The organism is Marinobacterium sp. YM272 (genome assembly GCF_050908845.1).
Classification (GTDB): domain Bacteria; phylum Pseudomonadota; class Gammaproteobacteria; order Pseudomonadales; family Balneatricaceae; genus Marinobacterium_D.
Genome location: NZ_CP194171.1, coordinates 518,271 through 536,623, shown reverse-complemented (window position 1 = coordinate 536,623; position 18,353 = coordinate 518,271). Strand labels below are relative to the sequence as shown.

Below are 18,353 nucleotides of genomic sequence, written 5' to 3'. Positions count from 1 at the left end.
GCGGGCTGTATTACGAGATGTGATGCTGCCGGTCATCTACATCCTGCCAACGTTTTGCCCGACAACCTGATCGAGAGCCGTTCCATGCCCAGTGACATTCCCGCCGACTCTGTCGGCCTGGTAACCCCCGAGACCCTGCATTTCGACACCCCGCTGGCACTCAGCTGCGGTCGCGTGCTGGAAAGCTACGACCTGATTATCGAGACCTACGGCAAGCTCAACGACGACGCCTCCAACGCCGTCCTGATCTGCCATGCGCTCTCCGGCCATCAGCACGCCGCCGGCTATCTCAGCATGGAAGACCGCAAGCCCGGCTGGTGGGATTCCGCCATTGGCCCCGGCAAGCCGATCGATACCAACCGTTTTTTTGTCGTCGCACTGAATAACCTGGGGGGCTGTCACGGCTCCACCGGCCCCAAGAGCATCAACCCCGAGACCGGCAAACCCTACGGCCCCGACTTCCCGATCATGACCGTCAAGGACTGGGTCAACTCCCAGGTGCGCCTGTCGGACCGGCTCGGTATTTCCCAGTGGGCCGCGGTGATCGGTGGCAGTCTCGGCGGCATGCAGGCGATGCAGTGGGCGATCGATTACCCGGACCGCCTGCGCAACTGCCTGGTGATCGCCGCAGCGCCGAAGCTGTCGGCGCAGAACATCGCCTTCAACGAGGTGGCCCGCCAGGCGATCAGCAAGGACCCGATGTTCCACAGCGGCCACTACTACGAACACGGCGTGGTGCCGAAAACAGGCCTGGCGCTGGCACGGATGGTCGGGCATATCACCTACCTGTCCGATGACGGCATGCGCGAGAAGTTCGGCCGTGAACTGCGCGCCGGCAAGCTCAGCTTCGACTTCAACAACCCGCAGTTCGAGGTGGAGTCCTACCTGCAGTACCAGGGTGAGCGGTTCTCCACCAGCTTCGATGCCAACACCTATCTGCTGATGACCAAGGCGCTGGATTACTTCGACCCGGCGGCGGACTACGGCCATGACCTGGTAGCTGCACTGAGTCACGCCACCTGTCGCTTCCTGGTGGTTTCGTTCACCACCGACTGGCGTTTTTCGCCGGAGCGCTCACGGGAAACGGTGGACGCCTTGGTCGCCGCACAGAAAGAGGTCAGCTACGCCGAAATCGAGTCTGCCCACGGCCACGATGCCTTCCTGATACCCAACCCGCGCTACATGGCGATATTCGCCGCTTACATGAACCGGGTCGACGCTGAAAGCCGGGCTGTTAACAACAAGGAGAGCATCGATGCGCGCTGATCTGGAAATCATTCAGGAGTGGATCCGCCCGGACTCCCGGGTGCTCGACCTGGCCTGTGGCGACGGCGAACTGCTGGCGCACCTGCGCAGTGAAAAAAATGTCGGTGGCTATGGCCTGGAGATCGACCAGGAAAACATCACCGCCTGCATTGAAAAAGGCGTCAGCGTGGTGGAACAGGATATCGACCGGGGCCTCGCCTCGATCCGCGATAACAGTTTCGACACCGTGGTGATGACCCAGGCGCTGCAGACCATGCACCGGCCCGACCTGATCGTCGATGAAATGCTGCGTATCGGCAAGGAGTGCATCGTCACCTTTCCGAACTTTGCCCACTGGCGGGCACGCTTCTACCTCGCCTTCAGGGGCAGAATGCCGGTATCCAAGTTCCTGCCCTATACTTGGTACAACACGCCCAACATCCACTTCTGCACGTTCGACGATTTTGAGCGGCTATGCGTGGAGCGCAACATCAGGATCCTCGACCGCACCGTGGTGGACCACAAGCTGCGTGATCGCTGGTGGATCCGGCTCTGGCCCAACATGCTGGGCGAAATCGCCATCTACCGCATCACGCGTTAACCCGGGCGCCCAACCTAGAACAAGGAGACTCCCATGGTTTCGTTTCACATGGCCCCGTTTCGCAGTCTGTCCCGATTGATCGGCATGCTGAGCCTGTTGATGGTCGCGGGTTTCACACAGGCCGAACAGAAGATCGCCGACGGCAAGTACGAGATCCACTACAACGCCTTTAACTCCAGCTTCATCACCCCGGACGTGGCACAGCAGTACGACCTGACCCGCAGTAAATACCGTGCGCTGGTTAATGTGGCGGTACTGAAACTGGAAGCGGATGGCAGCAAAACACCGGTTCGCGCTCAGCTGAGCGGCGAAGCCTCCAATCTGCTGCAGCAGGCCCAGCAGCTGGAGTTCAAACAGGTCGACGAGGGTAATGCGATCTATTACCTCGGCAGCTTCCGTTTCACCGAGGACGAGAAGCTCACCATCCGCCTGCAGGTGCGGCCCGACGCCAACGCCGATCCGTACAACATCGAATTCGAACAGACCTTTTACGTAGACTGAGGCCCCATGATTAACCGGATCGTCCTCGCCAGCGGTAACCGCGGCAAACTGGAAGAGTTTAACCAGATCCTGGCACCGCTGAATTTCAGCGTCGTTCCGCAGCACGACTTCTCGGTGCGTGACGTGGAGGAAACCGGCCTCAGCTTCGTCGAGAACGCAATTCTGAAAGCCCGTAACGCCTGCCGGGCCACCGGACTGCCGGCACTGGCCGATGATTCAGGGCTGGAAGTGGATGCGCTGCGTGGCGCGCCGGGTATCTACTCGGCCCGCTACGCCGGCGAAGGCGCCAGCGACGAGGAGAACAACCGCAAGCTGCTGACGGCGCTGGCGGATGTACCGGACGCCGAGCGTACCGCCCGCTTCCAGTGTGTTCTCGTCTTCATGCGTCACGCCGAAGACCCGACACCGCTGATCTGTCAGGGCAGCTGGGAAGGAAGCATCCTGCATGAGCCCCAGGGAAAGAACGGTTTCGGTTACGATCCGCTGTTTCTGGTACCTGAGCTCGGTTGCGCCAGCGCCGAGCTGTCGGCGGAGGAAAAACACGCCCGCAGCCATCGCGGCAAAGCGGTCAAACAGCTGGTTGCCTCGATCGCGCCCTACCTGGCCAAAGTATAAACAGCTTGATGACACTGCCCCCTCTCAGCCTTTACGTGCACATCCCCTGGTGTGTGCGTAAATGCCCCTACTGCGATTTCAACTCCCACGCCCAGCGCGGCGAGCTGCCGGAAACAGCCTATGTTGATGCCCTGCTCGACGATCTCGACGCGGAGCTGTGCGATGCATACGAGCGCCCACTGCAATCGATCTTTATCGGCGGCGGCACGCCCAGCCTGTTCAGCCCGGAGGCGATCGAACGCCTGCTGCGCGGGATAGAGCAGCGTATTTCCTTTGTGGACGATATAGAGATCACCATGGAGGCCAACCCCGGCACCTTCGAGCAGGCGAGATTCCGAGGCTACCGCGAGGCCGGCGTCAATCGCCTGTCGATCGGCGTGCAGAGCTTCAACAGCGATGCCCTGCAGGCGCTGGGTCGTATTCATAACGGCGACGAGGCGATCGCCGCCGCCCGCTACGCCCGCGAACTTTTCCCGCGGCTCAACCTGGACCTGATGCACGGACTGCCGGGGCAAAGCCCTGAACAGGCGCTGGCCGATCTGAAACAGGCGGTCGACCTTAACCCGGACCACCTCTCCTGGTATCAGCTCACCATCGAGCCCAATACCGAGTTTCACGCCCGCCCGCCCAGCCTGCCCCTGGACGAGGCGCTCTGGGAGATCCAGGAGCGCGGCCAGACACTGCTGGAACAATCCGGCTACCAGCAGTACGAGGTTTCAGCCTACTGCCAGCCCGGCAACCAGGCACGCCACAACCTGAACTACTGGCAGTTTGGTGACTACATCGGTATCGGCGCGGGCGCCCACGGTAAACTGTCACGCATCGATAACGGCAGTCTGGTTATCCTGCGTCGACACAAGATACGCCAGCCCGCCGCCTACCTGGATCCGGCCCGGCGTATCGCAGGCAGCGCAGTGATCGACCCGGAGGATCTGCCGTTCGAGTTTATGCTCAATGCCCTGCGCCTGAGCGATGGCGTCGACACGCGTTTATTCAGTGAACGCACAGGACTGAACTTTTCCGCCATCGAGCCGATAACTGATCAGGCGCGCAGCCAGGGCCTGCTACAGGAAAGTCCGGAAAGGCTTGCGCCCACCCCCCAGGGCAAGCTGTTTCTGAATGATCTGCTCGCTCTGTTCATGGATTGAACGCTCTACTGCACACTAACCTGATAATTTCCGTGAAGGAGTAGTTCCCACATGCTCACCATCAAATCCAAGCTCGCCATGCTGGGAGCGATTATCTTGGTCGGCATCCTCGGCTTTGTCGGTTTTCAGTACTATTCGATCAATCAGCTGAATCAATTGATGCATACGGAAAATACTCTGACCCGGCTGGAGGGTAAAAAGCAGCAGATCCGCGGCTTCGCCAAGGATTTTGTGCTCTACAAAAATCTCAACTCCGTGGAGCAGTTTAATGCGGCTTTTGCAGAAGGCGGCGAATCCGCCAAGCAGCTGTTCAGCCAGCTGGAAAGCCTGGATATCGATGCCAGCTCTCTGGCCACCCTGGTATCCCACATGGAAAGGTACAAGGAGCTGTTCGGCCAGTCGGTTGAGCTGCATTCCCGCATCGGCCTGTCGCCGACTGATGGCCTGCGTGGTTCCCTGAGAGCATCCATCCACGCCTTCGAAGAGGCGATCGACCGTTATAGCACTCAGCAGCTGGTCGATATGCTGCAGCTGCGCCGCGCCGAGAAGGACTTCTTCCTGCGCCTGGATCTCAAATACCGGGACAAATGGCTCGCTCAGTATGAAGAGACGCGGGCCAACCTGGAAGACTCCATGACCCTGACACCCCAGCAGCGGGAGACCCTGGAAGCCAGGCTTAATGCCTACCGTACCGACTTCCTCGCGGTTGTCGGCGTCTATGAGCAACTGGGTTTCTCTGCGAACGAGGGGCTGACCAGGGAAATTATTGCCGCGGTTGAGGCCACCAACAGCAACTTCGCTGAGATGGACCGGCTGATCACCGAAGCGCTGCAGAAGCGCACCGCCAGCATCAATCTGGTGATGGTGATAGCCGCCATCCTGTTCACGCTGGTTGCGCTGATACCTACCTTCCTGATCGCACGCAGCATCCTGGTGCCGATCAAGACCCTGGCCAGAACCATGCAGCTGGCGCAGGAGAATCGCGATCTAACCCTGCGCTTCCCGCATGACCGCAAGGATGAAGTGGGCCAGATGGCCATGGACTTCAACCAGATGATGGATGCCTTCCAGAGCGTGATCGAACGCGTCGCCGGCACCTCCACCCAGCTGGCCGCCGCGGCGGAACAGCTGTCAGCCACCACAAAAGACACCACCAGCGGGCTCACCACTCAGCAGTCCCAGGTGATGCAGGTAGCCGCCGCAATTCAGGAGATGGAAAGCGCCATGCAGGAGATCGCCGGCAATACCGAACGTACCGCCGATACGGCACAACACTCGCTGGCCGGGGCTCAGGAGAGCAGCCAGCGTGTCGGCCAGAACATGGAAGGCCTGCAAAGGGTAGCGCAAAAAGCCCGCAACACCGCCGCTGTTGTCTCGCAGCTGCGCAGCGACAGTGACGAGATCGGCACCATGCTCGATGTGATCAAGGATATCGCCGAGCAGACCAACCTGCTGGCCCTGAACGCCTCCATCGAAGCTGCCCGTGCCGGCGAACAGGGACGCGGCTTCTCCGTGGTAGCGGATGAAGTGCGTAACCTGGCCTCACGCTCGCAACAGTCCGCCGAGCAGATCGCGACGCTGGTGACCCAGCTGCAGACACGCACCCGCGACGTGGAAACGCTGATGCAGGAAAGTGTCGAGGAGAGCGAACAGGGCGCCGCCAGCGCCAACGAGACCATCGATGCGCTTAACACCATCACCGAAGGCGCCCGCAGCATTGTCGACATGACAACCCAGGTCGCCTCCGCCACCGAGGAGCAGGCGTCGGTGGCAGCGGAGGTTACCCGCAATGTGGAGGTGATCAGCTCGATCATCGAGCAGGCGGTACAGCAGACCGAGCAGAATGCTGATGCGAGCCACTCGGTATCCCAGCAGGCGCATGGGCTTGAGGATCTGATGTCGAGGTTTAAGCACTGAAGTTAGAGGGTGCGGCAGGCACCCTTTAAAAGAAAAAGCCTGTTAGCAACGTTAGTGTTGCGGCCATATAGATTGATGCTTTTCCAATGCAGGTTTCGCCTGCTGGCGAATTAGGAGCCTTGGACGGCCAAGGCCCCTAATAACCCCAAACCGCCCCTACGACTTGATCGGCTGCGCCGATTACCATGCGCTTCTCATCTGAAAGAGCGGGAAGGGCTTACTTTTTCAGAATAAGTCGGCTTCGCTCAAACAGCCCTTCCCTTGTTTCTCTTTCAGCCTGCGATGCTCGGCTGCGCCGAAGGGGAGAGATTGGTGCGCTCAGAGAGATGGGGGAAAATAGAGCCCCGTTTTCACGCTATTTATTCGAAAGTCTCAAAGCGTGGCACGATGCTTTGCCTTCTCTGCGATCCGTTTAACCGCGGCGGGGATCTGATCCAGTGAGGTCACCTTCTCGTCCGCTTTCGCCTCTTCCGGCCACTCCTGGCCCGGCAGGTTCACCCAGATGGTCCAGCAGCCCACATCCCGTGCCGCCTGTACATCGTTGATCGGGTGATCGCCGATATGCACCACCTGTTCCGGTCGCAGACCGGTATGCTCCAGCGCGCGCTCAAACATCAGCGGATGCGGTTTGGCGGTACCCACCTTGTCGGCGTTGTACTGGAAATCAAACAGCTCGCTGGCACCGGTGAGCCCCACATCGGCGTTGCCGTTACTGAGCGCACCGATGGTCAGCCCCTCACTGCGCAGGGTTTTAAGCATCTCCAGCGCATGCTCGAAGAACTCCACCTCGTGACGGGCACGCATGAACACCTCGAACGCCTTCACCGCCAGCGTCTCGGCTTCCTGGGGATCAAAGCCGCAGTTTTCCAACCCCTTTTCCAGCAGGCGCAGGCGCACCAGTGACATGCTGTGGGCGATCTCCGGCTGTTCCGCCAGCAGTTCGGCACGGAGCTTGGAGCCTTCCACCAGGTCTGCCGGCTTGTGCAGCTGGGTAAAGGTCCCGGCATTATCTTCAAGCCACTGCCAGAGGGTCTGGTTCGCCTGGCGGATGACGGGATCCACTTCCCAGAGTGTATCGTCGAGATCGAAAGTGACGCACTTCAGCATGGTCGACTCCTGTTGGTTTAAAGCGGCAATTTACGGCTCTTTCTTGCGTTTGGCCCGGGGATGCGACTGCTCGTAGACCTCCATCAGATGCTGGAAATCCAGATGCGTGTAGATCTGCGTGGTGGCGATGTCAGCATGGCCGAGCAACTCCTGTACTGCACGCAGATCGGCGCTGGATTCCAGCATATGGCTGGCAAAGCTGTGCCTGAGCCGGTGCGGGTAGACACGCCCGTTCACTCCAGCCTGTTCACCCTGCAGCTTGAGACGCTGCTCGATCGAGCGCACGCCCAGACGGCGCCCCTTCTTGCCGACAAACAGGGCGCTCTCGTCGAGCAAGGCGATAGCGTTACGTTCACGGATCCAGCGCATCAGTGCCTCGACCGCCTTGCGGCCGATGGGCACCTCCCGCACCTTGTTGCCTTTACCGGTGACACGGACACTGCCATCGCGCAGGTCCGGATCGGTCAGATCCAGCGAAGCCAGTTCAGAGACACGCAGACCCGAGGAGTAAAGCAGCTCCATCATCGCCAGGTCGCGGATCACCAGCGGGTCATCGCTATGCTGATCCAGCAGACTGTCCAACTGATCCACATCCAGCGTCTGCGGCAGACGACGGGACGCCTTGGGCGCCTGCACGGCCAGCGCGGGGTTCTGGGTCACCTCGCCTTCACGGCTGAGAAATCGATAGAAGCTGCGCACGGCGGAGAGCAGTCGTGCCAGCGAGCGGCCGGAGAGTCCATTGCCGTGCAACTGCGCTACGGCGCGGCGCAGGCGGCGCTCATCCAGTTCACGCCAGCCAGCCAGGCCAAGCAGCTGCAACTGCTCATCGAGCCGTTCCAGGTCACGCCGGTAGTTTTTCAGGGTATGGGGGGAGAGCTGTCGCTCCCCCTGAAGGTAGCGCAGGAATGCCGACAGCAGGCGCTCATCCCCGGCGTGCATCTCAGAGCTGCCCTTGCTGGCGCAGGATACGGGCGACCACGCGGCTGAGCACCTCGCCGACGTAGCTCAGGAACAGGGTGCCCTGGCTGCTCTGGAAGTAGTTGGCGTCATGGCTGCCGATCGCCAGCAGGCCGAGGGTATCGCCCTTGACCAGCGGTACCACGGCCGAGGACTGTACCCGCACCGCCGCGTCCTGGAACAGGAAACGGTTCATCGCCTCGGACAGCTGCCCACAGCTGGGCAGGTTGGTGTCGATCAGCGGCTGCACGATGCTGCATTCGCCGCGGGAGAGTACCCGCAGGTCGTTGGTGTCCAGCGGCTCTTCGCTGAACAGCAGCAGCACGGTTTCATCGCCGTAGAAGTCACGGCACAGACTCTCTTCCACCGCCACGGCGACTTCGTCTAGCGTCTCCGCTTCCAGCAGCCCCAGCACCATGCGCTTGGTCTTCTCGAACTGGCCATCGTTGAAACGGGCCGCATCGATCAGCTCGGACAGGCGGCCGTGCAGCTGCTCGTTACGGGAGCGTAGCAGCGAGGTCTGGCGCTCCACCAGGGATACGGCAGTACCACGCTGGTGCGGCACGTAGAGCTTTTCCAGCAGATGGGTATGCTCGGTAAAAAAGTCCGGATGCTGCTTCAGGTACTCCGCCACCTGTTCTGCCGTGAGTCCCGCGACTTCGCCGCCGGCCAGCTGGTCCGTGTCACTCATAGGTAGATCTGCCCTTCAAAAACTGTGGTCGCAGGACCGGTCATTTTCACCGCTTCACCCTCGCCCGCCCAGCTGATCTTCAGATCGCCACCGGGCAGGTGTACCAGAACCTGCTCGTCCAACAGGCCACGCAGGCGCCCTGCCACCACCGCCGCACAGGCACCGGTACCACAAGCCTGGGTTTCACCGGCGCCACGCTCGTAGACACGCAGGCGGATCTCGTTGCGCGACACCACTTCCATAAAACCGATATTGGCTTTGCGCGGGAAACGCGGATGCGCCTCCAGTGCCGGCCCCAGGGTTTCCACCGGAGCGGTAGCAACGGAATCAACCAGCAATACGCCGTGGGGATTACCCATGGAAACGGTGCTCAGCTCGACGCTGTCACCGTTCACATCGACAGCGTAGGTGGCGCTTTTTTCCGCCGCCTCGAACGGGATCTCCGCCGGTATCAGCTCCGGTGCGCCCATATCGACCTCGACCAGCTTGTCCGCGTGGATCTGCAGAATCGCTTCACCGCGTGCGGTCTGCACGGCGATGCGGTCACGCATGATCAGGCGTTTGTCACGCACGAAGCGGGCAAAGCAGCGCGCACCGTTGCCGCAGTGCTCAACCTCGGAACCATCCGCGTTGTAGATGCGGTAACGGAAATCCATTTCCGGCCGGGTCGGCGGCTCCACCAGCAACAGCTGGTCAAAGCCGATCCCGAAATTGCGGTCCGCCAGCTGACGGACCTGATCGGCATTGAGACGGATACGCTGGGAGATGGCGTCAATGACCATGAAGTCATTGCCCAGGCCATGCATTTTGGTGAATCGCACCAGCATCTTCAGGCGTCCTTCGGCAATAGGTGCTCGCCGTGCATCAGATCCGCAACACGTTCACGTTCGCGCACGACGACAAACTGGTTGTCATCGACCACTACTTCCGCCGGACGACCGCGGGTGTTGTAGTTGGATGCCATGACAAAACCGTAGGCGCCGGCGGAGCAGACCGCCAGCAGATCGCCGGCTTGCAGATTCAGCTCGCGATCCTTGCCAAGGAAATCACCGGTCTCACAGACAGGACCCACCAGGTCCCAGGCCTTGGCTTCGCCCTCTTCGCGCAGCTCCACCGGCACAATCTCCTGGTAGGCGCCGTACAGTGACGGACGGATCAGATCGTTCATGGCGCCATCGATGATGGCGAAGTTCTTCTCGCCGGTCTGCTTGAGGAACTCAACGCGGGTCAGCATGACACCGGCGTTGGCGGCGATGGAGCGGCCCGGCTCGAACACCAGTCCAAGCTCACGGTCACCGAGACGCTCGCTGATCGCTTCGATATATTCGCCCGGCGTCGGCGGTACTTCGTCGGTGTAGCAGACACCCAGGCCGCCGCCCAGATCGAGATGCTTGAGCTTGATGCCCTCGTCGGCCAGCTGATCGATCAGCACCAGCAGGCGGTCGAGCGCATCCAGGAAGGGGCTCAGCTCGGTGAGCTGGCTGCCGATATGGCAGTCGATACCCACCACTTCCACGTTATCCATGGCAGCCGCACGGCGATACACAGCCAGCGCCGAGTCGATATCGATACCGAACTTGTTCTCTTTCAGGCCTGTGGAGATGTAGGGATGCGTCTTGGCATCCACATCTGGATTGACGCGGAAGGAGATGCGCGCTGTCTGCCCCATTTCGGCGGCCACGGCGTTGACTCGGTCCAGCTCGGCGTCGGATTCCAGATTGAAGCAGTGAATACCCACTTCCAGCGCACGCTTGATCTCATCCGCTTTTTTGGCGACACCGGAGAACACCACCTTGGCGGGATCGCCGCCGGCGCGCAGCACACGCTCAAGCTCTCCGAGAGAGACGATATCAAACCCGGCACCGAGACGCGCCAGGATGTTAAGTACCGCGATATTGGAGTTGGCCTTGACCGCATAGCAGACCAGCGCATCACGCCCTGCCAGGGCTTCGGCGTAGGCCAGGTAGGCGCGCTCAAGTGCATCGCGTGAATAAACATAGGTCGGGGTGCCGACTTCGTTGGCGATGCGGTTTAACGGCACCTCTTCACAGTTCAGAGTGCCGTTCTGGTATTCAAAGTTGTCCATCATCTCTCTCATTACTGTTGCGTGGTCTCAGCGTCAGCGCTCGGCGGCGGTAGTGTCAGCGGTCCTTTCTGACCGCAGCCGACCAGCAGCAGCGTTCCCAGCAACAGTATCGGCCAGCAGCGTTTCATGGCGACGTATCCTCACGCAGAACCGGCAGCGCCGGTAAAATTCAAACCCGGGATTATACCCCGAGAGAGGCCCCATTGAGTACCTCGCGACCAGCCCGCAAGCAGGAAAATACGCGGGATTTTCCGGGTGTTTCGACCCGGACTAAGGCTTATACTGCGCAGAAAACCTGCCCTGCTGGAGAGCCCCATGACCGAATCGGAATTTATGGTACGGGTCGATGAGACCCTGGAGCGGATCGAAGAGATCCTTGATGAAGCGGAATCCGATCTGGACTACGAGACCAACGGCGGCATGATGACCGTCAAATGTGAAAACGGCAGCCAGATCATCTTTACCCGTCAGCCGCCGCTGAAGCAGCTCTGGCTCGCCCTGCCCGGAGGCGGTTTCCACTTCGATTACGACGCGGACGCAGGACAGTGGAAACGCGATACCGACGGAGCCAGCCTCAACGACCTGCTGGTGCAGGCGTTCGCCGACCAGGCTGGCGAGCAGTTCGACTTCAGCGCTATCTAAACCGCGTTAGCCGCGGGTTTCGAGGCGTTCGGCGATAAGCGCCTCGAGCCGGTCCAGCGCGCCCTGATTGGCTTTGACGAACGCCTCTCCGGCGCTACCTGCGAGGCTGCGCTGCGCCGGCTTATCCAGCCAGTCTGCCAGCTGCGCCGTCAAAGCCGTATCATCCGCCGTGCGACTCAGCCCACCGGCCCCTTCCAGCGCATCACAGATCGCCGCAAAGTTGAAGGTATCCGGCCCCATCACCACCGGCAGGCCCAGTGCCGCCGGCTCCAGCGGATTATGCCCGCCGGTGCCACTGAAGCTGCCGCCGACAAAGGCGATATCCGCCGCGGCGTACAGCATCATCAGCTCGCCCATGGTATCGCCAATGTAAATATCGGTCGCGCTGTTTGGCTGCTTACCGGCGGAACGGGCACAGACCTGCTCGCTGAACTGACGCGCCAGCGCGGTAACACTGGCAAAACGCTCGGGATGACGCGGCACCAGCATCAATGCCAGATCCGGGCGCAGCTCCCTGAGTGAGCGCCAGCAGCGCAACAGCAACTCGTCTTCACCTTCATGGGTGCTGGCGGCGATGATTACCGGTCGCTGTGCACCGAGCTGCTGACGCAGCTCCGCCCCCGCCGCACGCAGCGACAGGTCCGGCGCTATATCGAACTTGATGCTGCCGGTCACGCTGACACGCTCAGCCGGCGCGCCCAGTTCACGAAAGCGCTCCGCGTCTGCTTCATGCTGTGCAGCGATCAGGCTCAGGCGCTGCAACATGGGGCCGGTCAGCGCGGAGAAACGGCGATAGCCCCGGGCCGAGCGCTCGGACAGACGCGCATTGGCCAGTACCACCGGTACCCCGCTACGGCTACAGCAGGCAACCATATTGGGCCAGAGTTCGGTTTCAACCACGATGCAGAGCGAGGGGCGGGTGCGGCGAAGGAAAGCGCCCCAGGCCAGCGGCAGATCCCAGGGGCAGAAGCGCTGCACCACCCGGTCACCGAACAGCTTACGTACCTGGTCCGCGCCGGTTGGCGTCATATTGGTCATCAGGATGCGATAACCGGGATAGTGCGCCAGCAGCCGCTCCACCAGCGGTGCCACCGCCAGGGTTTCACCCACTGAGACCGCGTGTACCCATATAACCGGGCCTTCGAGCCGCGCCCCAAGGCCGAGACGCTGCCAGCTATTTTTGCGATACCCAGGCGCCTTGCGACCACGCCACCAGAGGCGCGCCAGCAGCAGCGGGGTCAGCAGGTAAAAGACGAGGGTATAGAGCAAACGCATCAGTCGGCACACCAGCAGGATTTAACGCTGGAGTGTAACACGCCTCATCTGATCGCAGGCGCTGGCACCAACCTGACCGATCAGCGACAATGCCCTGAAAAGTATCAGGCTGAATGGACCCGCCATGCCAAACAGTGATCTTTCAACCCTGTCCCCCCGCAGTGGCCGCCCCAGCGTCACCTGCGTGCTGCCCGCCTATAACGAGGCCGGCAACCTGCGCCACCTGATTCCCGAGCTGAGCGAGTACCTGAAAAAATTCTCTGATCGTGTGGAGCTGCTGGTAGTGGATGATGGCAGTAGCGATGATACGGCGCCCTACGTTTGCTCTCTGGTGGACGAATATCCGGTGACACTGCTGCAGCTGTCGCGCAACTTCGGCAAGGAGGCCGCGCTCAGCGCGGGTATCGACCATGCCGACGGTGATGTGGTGCTTTTGATGGACTCCGATGGCCAGCACCCGCTCGATGTGATCGACCGGTTTTTCCAGCACTGGCATGAGGGCTGGGATATGGTGTTTGGTGTCCGTGAGAATCGTGCTGACGAGTCCCACGCCAAGCGTTTTCTATCCAACCTGTTCTACAGTCTGCTCAGCCGCAGCGCCGACATAGAGATACACCCCGATGCGGGTGACTTTCGACTGCTGGACCGTCGGGTTGTCCTGGCACTGCGTCAGTTACCCGAGCGCTCAAGGATGATGAAGGGCCTCTACTCCTGGGTCGGTTTTTCCAGCAAGGCGGTCAGCTTCCAGCCGGCCGAACGCATGACCGGCACCTCGCACTTTCACCTGCGCGCCCTGTCATCCCTAGCCCTGACCGGTTTTACCAGCTTTAGCAGCGCGCCTCTGCGCATCTGGATGCTGATGGGCGCCTCCATCTCGATTCTGTCGCTGCTCTACGCCTTTTTCATCGTCATCCGCACACTGATGTTCGGCTCGGATGTGCCCGGCTGGCCGAGCATCGCTGCCGGCATCGCATTCCTGGGCGGGATGCAGCTGTTCTCCGTCGGCATCCTTGGCGAATACATTGCCCGCATCTTCTCCGAGGTCAAAGCCCGGCCGCTCTACCTGGTCAGCAACCAGGTTTCCTTCCGGAAAAACCGATCGGCGAGTACAGCGAACACTCAGGACGATAAACATGACACGTGAGGCGCTGAGTTTTATCGCCGTCGGCGTTTCGGCACTGCTGATCCACTGGCTGGTGGTATTCCTGCTGGTGCCCCTGGCCAGCCTGCATCCACTGATCGCCAACGTGATCGCTTTCCTGGTCGCGTTCAACGTCAGCTACTTCGGCCACCGCCACCTGACCTTTCGTGCCCATCATCGCAGCCACCGGCAGACGTTGCCGCGCTTTGCCACGGTCGCCTGCGGCAGCTTTCTGCTTAACGAGGCGATGTACTGGGCGCTGCTGAGCCTGACGCATCTGCGCTATGACATCGCCATGTTTATCGTGCTCGGTACGGTGGCCTTACTGACCTACGTGCTCGGCAAGTTCTGGGCCTTCGCATGAGCCGGTCAGTCGTGATCTGCGCCGACGACTTCGGCATGTCCAGTGACATCAACGCCGCCATCCTTGAGCTGATCGACAACGGCCGGCTATCCGCCACCAGTTGCATGACGACGATGCCGCACTGGACAGTGGATGCTGCGCGGGAGCTGGTCGCCCGGCGGAGCAAGGCGGCTTTGGGGCTGCACTTCAATCTCACCGAGGGTGAAGATTCGATTTCACTGGGCAAACTGATGCTGCACAGTCTGAGTGGCACTCTGGATCGATACCGGGTGCGGACACAGCTGGAGCTGCAGCTGGATAACTTCGAGTCACTCGTCGGCTCTGCACCCGATTTTGTCGACGGCCATCAGCACATCCAGATGTTCCCGGTGATCCGCACTATCTTCCTGGATACGCTGCAGAAGCGTTACGGCCAGAGCATGCCCTGGGTGCGCGTTTCAACGCCGGCGCTGTCCGGCCATGATTCGGGGTTCAAGGCACTGATCCTGCGGTTGATCGGCCTGGGGTTTGACAGAGCCCGCCGCCGGGCCGGTATTCCGGGTAACACCGCCTTTGCTGGTATGTACTCACTTACCCCAGAGGCTGATTTTGGCGGGATGATGCGCCGCTGGCTTGCCAGCGAGCCGGACGGTGTACTGATCATGTGCCATCCAGCCAGAAAAGAGGCTGGATCAGCTCTCTCGCGCGCCCGCCAACGGGAGTACCACTGGCTTGCCGGTAACTATTTCACAGAGGGTTTAATTGATAGTAAACGCTTACTTTCAACAAAACCTGCCCTGGATTAAGGCCTCCGCCTAGAGCTCAGTTTCCACACTGTTCCTGCGGCAACCAGAGTCGCCAGCTGACCGTCAGCGGTCTATGCTCGGGCAGCCGCGGCCAGGGGATGCTAACCTGGCCTTGCACATCCCACTGACCAAGCTCAGACAGCCTTGCCCCCCAACGCACCTCATCACCCTGCGCCAGCTCGATCATCCCCTGAGCGTGCACCCGCTGACTGTCCGCCCAGGGCGCCAGCCTCAGGTCAGATTCGGGTACCGCGGAAGCGCCCGGCAGTTCCAGTGCAACCAGCTCCGCCAGCCAGTAATCCCCGGCCACCAGTTGCAGCGGGCAGTCGCTGTATCGGCTCCATTCACTGGCAAGGCTCTGTGCCAGTGCCTTATCGGGCCAGCCGGTGCGCGAAGGCTTATCACGGAGCTGATCTTTAAAACCCACGAACAGCAACATACATAGCGTCAGTAGTAGCAGGAAGCCGCCAAAGGCGCTCAATAGCGGTCGCTGATACCGGCGCAGCACCTCCGCGGGAATCAGCGTCGCCAGCATCAGGCCCGACAGGTTCCACATCGGCGTGCCCCACATATCCCGGGTGCCAGCACCGGTAATGATCGCACCCAGCGTGGTCAGCAGCGCCGGCGCCAACCCCATGAACAGGATAAATGCGGCACCCGCCGCAGGCCTCTGCCAGCGCCCGGGACGCCAGAACCCGGCCAATATGAGCAGCAGAAACAGTGGCAGGTGGTCGACCAGCTGAACCAGAAGAAACCTCAGCGGCCCCCAGATACGCGAGCTGTCCGCCGCCGCATCCGCGGTACGGTCCTCGAAATAGGTGAACGGCAGGAAATCATGCTGCACCAACCAGAGCAGATGGGGCAGAAACACCAGCACCATGACCAGCGCCGCCAGCCAGGGCTGGGGGCGCAGGAAAGCGCGGCGCAACTCGGGCCTCAGCAGCCAGAGGAACATGGCCGCCAGCAGCACAACCACCGAGTACTTGGTCAGGAGCCCAAGGCCTGCCACCAAGCCCAACAGCAGCCAGTCCCGGTAACGCCAGTCACTGATCCCACGATGAAACAGCAGGACCGCCGCTGCCCAGAGCGGCATCTGGGCGATATTGTGATTGAACTCGATGGTCGGCCAGGTGAAGTAGTAGACGCCGAACAGCGCCAGAACGCCGAACGCCGACTGCTCGTGCGTCAACATCCGCCGCCCCAGGCGCCAGACACAAAACAGGGTCAGGCCAATGCAAAGTTGGCTCAGCAGAAAGGGGCCGATATCCCCCAGGGAGGACTGAAACAGATGCAGCACCCAGGCCGGAAACGGCGGGTGCTTATAGTAGCCCCACTGCCACTCCCGCCCCCAGTAGGCGCCTTCCACCACATCCAGCGGCAGGCTTTCGACCAGAAGGCCCGGCAGCAACCCCCAAAGCAGCAGCTGCGCCAACACCAGATAACACCACCCCTTGGAAAGACTTCCCTGTTGCGGCACGGTCAGACGCCTCCGGCCTCCTGCTGTAAACGGAACCGGGCGTATGCGCCATCCTGCTCGATTAACTGCTGGTGTGAGCCCTGCTCAATGATCACGCCGTCTTGCATTACGACGATGATATCCGCCTTTTCGATAGTGGAGAGTCGGTGAGCGATCACCAACGTGGTACGCCCCTTGAACACGGACTCCAGCGCCGCCTGAATATGACGCTCGGACTCGGTATCCAGTGCCGAGGTGGCCTCATCCAGTATCAGCAGGGGAGCGTTCTTCAGAATCGCACGGGCGATGGCGATACGCTGGCGCTGACCACCGGAGAGCATGACGCCATCTTCGCCGATCATCGTATCCAGGCCGTGCTCGAGACGATCGATAAATTCGGTGACGTGAGCTGCCTCTGCCGCCGCCATAATCGCGTCACGGCTTGCCCCCGCCATGGCTCCGTAGGCGATGTTGTCAGCCAGAGTGCCGTTGAACAGCACCACATGCTGATTCACCAGGGCGATCTGCTCACGCAGCGAGGGTAACGAATAGTCGTTCAGAGGCACACCATCCAGCAGGATGCGGCCCTCCCAGCCATCGTTGAACCGGGGCAGCATCGCCGCCATGGTTGACTTGCCGCTGCCCGAACGCCCCACCAGCGCTACCGTTGAGCCCGAGGGTATATCCAGATCGATCCCTTTCAATGCTGGTGCTTCCTGCCCGGGATAAGTAAAGCGCACCTGCTCAAATGTCAGATTACCCCTGACCCCCTGAGCATCCCGATCGCCGGAGTCACGCTCTGCAGGCTGGTCCATCACCTCGAAAATTGACTCCGCCGCCGCGACGCCCTTCTGAATGATGGAGCTGATTTCGGTCAGCTGACGCAGCGGCTTGGTGATCAGGCCGGCTGCGGTCAAAAAGGCGACAAAACCACCGGTCGTCATGGTCCCCATGACCGAAGGGTGCATGGCGATAAACAACAGGCCCGCCAGTGCCATGGCGATAATGAACTGAACAATCGGGGTATTCAGCGACTGGGTGACCACCATCTTCATCATCTGGCGACGGTTGTTATCACTGGCCTTGTGGAAACGTTCCCGCTCCTGCTCGGTGCCGCCAAAGATACGCACCACCTGGTATCCCTTGATCGACTCCGAAGCAGAGGTGGTGATATCGCCCACCGATTTCTGCAGCCGACGGCTGAGCATCCGCATCCGTTTTGACGCGATGGTCACAACAATCCCGATAAAGGGCGCGGCCAGTACGAACACCAGCGTGAGTTTCCAGTTCAGGTAGAGCAGATAGCCCATCAGGCCGACCACTGTCAGCCCTTCCCGCAAACCGGTTTTGATGGCGTTGGTGACGGCCCCGGTCACCTGCTCCACGTTGTAGGTCAGCTTGGCCAGCAGATCGCCACTCGCCGTGCGCTGGTAGTAACTGCTGGGCAGTGTCAGCATGCGATCGAAAAGGTCGGTACGCAGCGCATGCACCACCTGGCGCGCCACATGACTGATGGTATAGGTGCCGATGAAGGTACCGATGCCACGCAGTGCGAAAATCACCAGCACGGTCAGCGCCAGAACACCGCGCTGATCCAGATCGCCTCGCTCTACGGTATTAACCACCTGCTCCAGCCAGCGCGCGGACCAGGCCTGGGTCACGCCATACAGGGCATAGCCCAGAAAGCTGACGAGGAAAACAACCCAGTACGGCCTTGCATAGGTCAGAAGCCGCTTGTACAGCTGCCAGGTACTCTGGTCCGCCCCTTCAGGGTTCTGCTCAATCGTATTACGACTCATAAACCTCTCTATCATCATGCTCG

At 60.8% G+C, this 18,353-nt stretch carries 19 protein-coding genes; 10 read left to right on the top strand and 9 right to left on the bottom strand.

The window, feature by feature from the left end; all coding sequences use genetic code 11:
* Positions 1 to 84 precede the first annotated feature (84 nt).
* Genes metX through ACQUQP_RS02520 form a run of 6 tightly spaced genes read left to right on the top strand, consistent with a single transcriptional unit; the run spans position 85 to position 6,027 of the window.
* Complete coding sequence (metX, locus tag ACQUQP_RS02545; protein ID WP_432697246.1) at positions 85 to 1,266, top strand: homoserine O-succinyltransferase MetX; 1,182 nt, start codon at positions 85 to 87, stop codon at positions 1,264 to 1,266.
* Positions 1,256 to 1,846 carry a methionine biosynthesis protein MetW gene (gene metW / locus ACQUQP_RS02540; protein ID WP_432697245.1) on the top strand — a complete coding sequence of 197 codons (591 nt, stop codon included), beginning with the start codon at positions 1,256 to 1,258 and terminating at the stop codon, positions 1,844 to 1,846. The genes metX and metW overlap by 11 nt, the downstream gene beginning before the upstream one ends.
* Positions 1,847 to 1,879: 33 nt before the next feature.
* Complete coding sequence (locus ACQUQP_RS02535) at positions 1,880 to 2,347, top strand: DUF4426 domain-containing protein (RefSeq protein WP_432697244.1); 468 nt, start codon at positions 1,880 to 1,882, stop codon at positions 2,345 to 2,347.
* A 6-nt stretch (positions 2,348 to 2,353) separates the two neighbouring features.
* Complete coding sequence (gene rdgB / locus ACQUQP_RS02530; RefSeq protein WP_432697243.1) at positions 2,354 to 2,962, top strand: RdgB/HAM1 family non-canonical purine NTP pyrophosphatase; 609 nt, start codon at positions 2,354 to 2,356, stop codon at positions 2,960 to 2,962.
* Between the two features lie 8 nt (positions 2,963 to 2,970).
* Entirely contained in the window at positions 2,971 to 4,110 is a 1,140-nt protein-coding gene (gene hemW / locus ACQUQP_RS02525) for a radical SAM family heme chaperone HemW (RefSeq protein WP_432697242.1), read from the top strand.
* A gap of 51 nt (positions 4,111 to 4,161) precedes the next feature.
* On the top strand, positions 4,162 to 6,027 hold the full coding sequence (locus tag ACQUQP_RS02520; RefSeq protein WP_432697241.1) for a methyl-accepting chemotaxis protein: 1,866 nt from the start codon (positions 4,162 to 4,164) through the stop codon (positions 6,025 to 6,027).
* 372 nt (positions 6,028 to 6,399) lie between these two features.
* On the opposite strand, the gene ACQUQP_RS02515 is transcribed toward ACQUQP_RS02520, so the two are convergent.
* The 6 genes from ACQUQP_RS02515 to lptM are packed head-to-tail and all read right to left on the bottom strand — an operon-like array spanning position 6,400 to position 10,996.
* The gene (locus ACQUQP_RS02515) at positions 6,400 to 7,134 is read right to left on the bottom strand and encodes an HAD family hydrolase (protein ID WP_432697240.1); all 735 of its coding nucleotides are present in this window, start codon (positions 7,132 to 7,134) and stop codon (positions 6,400 to 6,402) included.
* A 30-nt stretch (positions 7,135 to 7,164) separates the two neighbouring features.
* Positions 7,165 to 8,073 (bottom strand): tyrosine recombinase XerC, encoded by a 909-nt coding sequence (gene xerC / locus ACQUQP_RS02510; RefSeq protein ID WP_432697239.1) that lies wholly within the window; start codon positions 8,071 to 8,073, stop codon positions 7,165 to 7,167.
* 1 nt (position 8,074) lies between these two features.
* Positions 8,075 to 8,782 (bottom strand): DUF484 family protein, encoded by a 708-nt coding sequence (locus tag ACQUQP_RS02505; RefSeq protein WP_432697238.1) that lies wholly within the window; start codon positions 8,780 to 8,782, stop codon positions 8,075 to 8,077.
* On the bottom strand, positions 8,779 to 9,609 hold the full coding sequence (dapF, locus tag ACQUQP_RS02500; protein WP_432697237.1) for a diaminopimelate epimerase: 831 nt from the start codon (positions 9,607 to 9,609) through the stop codon (positions 8,779 to 8,781). Before dapF ends, ACQUQP_RS02505 begins: the two co-directional genes overlap by 4 nt.
* A gap of 2 nt (positions 9,610 to 9,611) precedes the next feature.
* Positions 9,612 to 10,868, bottom strand: coding sequence for a diaminopimelate decarboxylase (gene lysA, locus ACQUQP_RS02495; protein ID WP_432698663.1), 1,257 nt, complete (start codon positions 10,866 to 10,868; stop codon positions 9,612 to 9,614).
* 11 nt (positions 10,869 to 10,879) lie between these two features.
* Positions 10,880 to 10,996, bottom strand: a complete 117-nt coding sequence (gene lptM, locus ACQUQP_RS02490) for an LPS translocon maturation chaperone LptM (RefSeq protein WP_432697236.1) — start codon at positions 10,994 to 10,996, stop codon at positions 10,880 to 10,882.
* A 187-nt stretch (positions 10,997 to 11,183) separates the two neighbouring features.
* On the opposite strand from lptM, the gene cyaY reads away from it, so the two are divergent.
* Positions 11,184 to 11,510 (top strand): iron donor protein CyaY, encoded by a 327-nt coding sequence (gene cyaY, locus ACQUQP_RS02485; RefSeq protein ID WP_432697235.1) that lies wholly within the window; start codon positions 11,184 to 11,186, stop codon positions 11,508 to 11,510.
* Between the two features lie 6 nt (positions 11,511 to 11,516).
* Here cyaY and waaA read toward each other — a convergent pair whose 3' ends face one another.
* On the bottom strand, positions 11,517 to 12,785 hold the full coding sequence (waaA, locus tag ACQUQP_RS02480; protein ID WP_432697234.1) for a lipid IV(A) 3-deoxy-D-manno-octulosonic acid transferase: 1,269 nt from the start codon (positions 12,783 to 12,785) through the stop codon (positions 11,517 to 11,519).
* Between the two features lie 124 nt (positions 12,786 to 12,909).
* On the opposite strand from waaA, the gene ACQUQP_RS02475 reads away from it, so the two are divergent.
* The 3 genes from ACQUQP_RS02475 to ACQUQP_RS02465 are packed head-to-tail and all read left to right on the top strand — an operon-like array spanning position 12,910 to position 15,075.
* Positions 12,910 to 13,929, top strand: a complete 1,020-nt coding sequence (locus ACQUQP_RS02475) for a glycosyltransferase family 2 protein (protein ID WP_432697233.1) — start codon at positions 12,910 to 12,912, stop codon at positions 13,927 to 13,929.
* Positions 13,919 to 14,290, top strand: a complete 372-nt coding sequence (locus tag ACQUQP_RS02470) for a GtrA family protein (protein WP_432697232.1) — start codon at positions 13,919 to 13,921, stop codon at positions 14,288 to 14,290. Before ACQUQP_RS02475 ends, ACQUQP_RS02470 begins: the two co-directional genes overlap by 11 nt.
* Complete coding sequence (locus ACQUQP_RS02465) at positions 14,287 to 15,075, top strand: ChbG/HpnK family deacetylase (RefSeq protein WP_432697231.1); 789 nt, start codon at positions 14,287 to 14,289, stop codon at positions 15,073 to 15,075. Before ACQUQP_RS02470 ends, ACQUQP_RS02465 begins: the two co-directional genes overlap by 4 nt.
* Before the next feature lie 16 nt (positions 15,076 to 15,091).
* On the opposite strand, the gene ACQUQP_RS02460 is transcribed toward ACQUQP_RS02465, so the two are convergent.
* Together ACQUQP_RS02460 and msbA are read right to left on the bottom strand one after the other, a co-directional pair.
* The gene (locus ACQUQP_RS02460; protein WP_432697230.1) at positions 15,092 to 16,552 is read right to left on the bottom strand and encodes a glycosyltransferase family 39 protein; all 1,461 of its coding nucleotides are present in this window, start codon (positions 16,550 to 16,552) and stop codon (positions 15,092 to 15,094) included.
* Positions 16,553 to 16,554: 2 nt separating this feature from the next.
* Positions 16,555 to 18,330: a lipid A export permease/ATP-binding protein MsbA gene (gene msbA, locus ACQUQP_RS02455; protein ID WP_432697229.1), complete on the bottom strand. Its 1,776-nt coding sequence runs from the start codon at positions 18,328 to 18,330 to the stop codon at positions 16,555 to 16,557.
* Positions 18,331 to 18,353 lie beyond the last annotated feature (23 nt).

Excerpts from the sequence above, each read along its gene's own strand:
- metX (WP_432697246.1), top strand. The coding sequence starts at position 85 with ATGCCCAGTGACATTCCCGCCGACTCTGTCGGCCTGGTAACCCCCGAG.
- metW (WP_432697245.1), top strand. The coding sequence starts at position 1,256 with ATGCGCGCTGATCTGGAAATCATTCAGGAGTGGATCCGCCCGGACTCC.
- ACQUQP_RS02535 (WP_432697244.1), top strand. The coding sequence starts at position 1,880 with ATGGTTTCGTTTCACATGGCCCCGTTTCGCAGTCTGTCCCGATTGATC.
- rdgB (WP_432697243.1), top strand. The coding sequence starts at position 2,354 with ATGATTAACCGGATCGTCCTCGCCAGCGGTAACCGCGGCAAACTGGAA.
- hemW (WP_432697242.1), top strand. The coding sequence starts at position 2,971 with ATGACACTGCCCCCTCTCAGCCTTTACGTGCACATCCCCTGGTGTGTG.
- ACQUQP_RS02520 (WP_432697241.1), top strand. The coding sequence starts at position 4,162 with ATGCTCACCATCAAATCCAAGCTCGCCATGCTGGGAGCGATTATCTTG.
- ACQUQP_RS02515 (WP_432697240.1), bottom strand. The coding sequence starts at position 7,134 with ATGCTGAAGTGCGTCACTTTCGATCTCGACGATACACTCTGGGAAGTG.
- xerC (WP_432697239.1), bottom strand. The coding sequence starts at position 8,073 with ATGCACGCCGGGGATGAGCGCCTGCTGTCGGCATTCCTGCGCTACCTT.
- ACQUQP_RS02505 (WP_432697238.1), bottom strand. The coding sequence starts at position 8,782 with ATGAGTGACACGGACCAGCTGGCCGGCGGCGAAGTCGCGGGACTCACG.
- dapF (WP_432697237.1), bottom strand. The coding sequence starts at position 9,609 with ATGCTGGTGCGATTCACCAAAATGCATGGCCTGGGCAATGACTTCATG.
- lysA (WP_432698663.1), bottom strand. The coding sequence starts at position 10,868 with ATGGACAACTTTGAATACCAGAACGGCACTCTGAACTGTGAAGAGGTG.
- lptM (WP_432697236.1), bottom strand. The coding sequence starts at position 10,996 with ATGAAACGCTGCTGGCCGATACTGTTGCTGGGAACGCTGCTGCTGGTC.
- cyaY (WP_432697235.1), top strand. The coding sequence starts at position 11,184 with ATGACCGAATCGGAATTTATGGTACGGGTCGATGAGACCCTGGAGCGG.
- waaA (WP_432697234.1), bottom strand. The coding sequence starts at position 12,785 with ATGCGTTTGCTCTATACCCTCGTCTTTTACCTGCTGACCCCGCTGCTG.
- ACQUQP_RS02475 (WP_432697233.1), top strand. The coding sequence starts at position 12,910 with ATGCCAAACAGTGATCTTTCAACCCTGTCCCCCCGCAGTGGCCGCCCC.
- ACQUQP_RS02470 (WP_432697232.1), top strand. The coding sequence starts at position 13,919 with ATGACACGTGAGGCGCTGAGTTTTATCGCCGTCGGCGTTTCGGCACTG.
- ACQUQP_RS02465 (WP_432697231.1), top strand. The coding sequence starts at position 14,287 with ATGAGCCGGTCAGTCGTGATCTGCGCCGACGACTTCGGCATGTCCAGT.
- msbA (WP_432697229.1), bottom strand. The coding sequence starts at position 18,330 with ATGAGTCGTAATACGATTGAGCAGAACCCTGAAGGGGCGGACCAGAGT.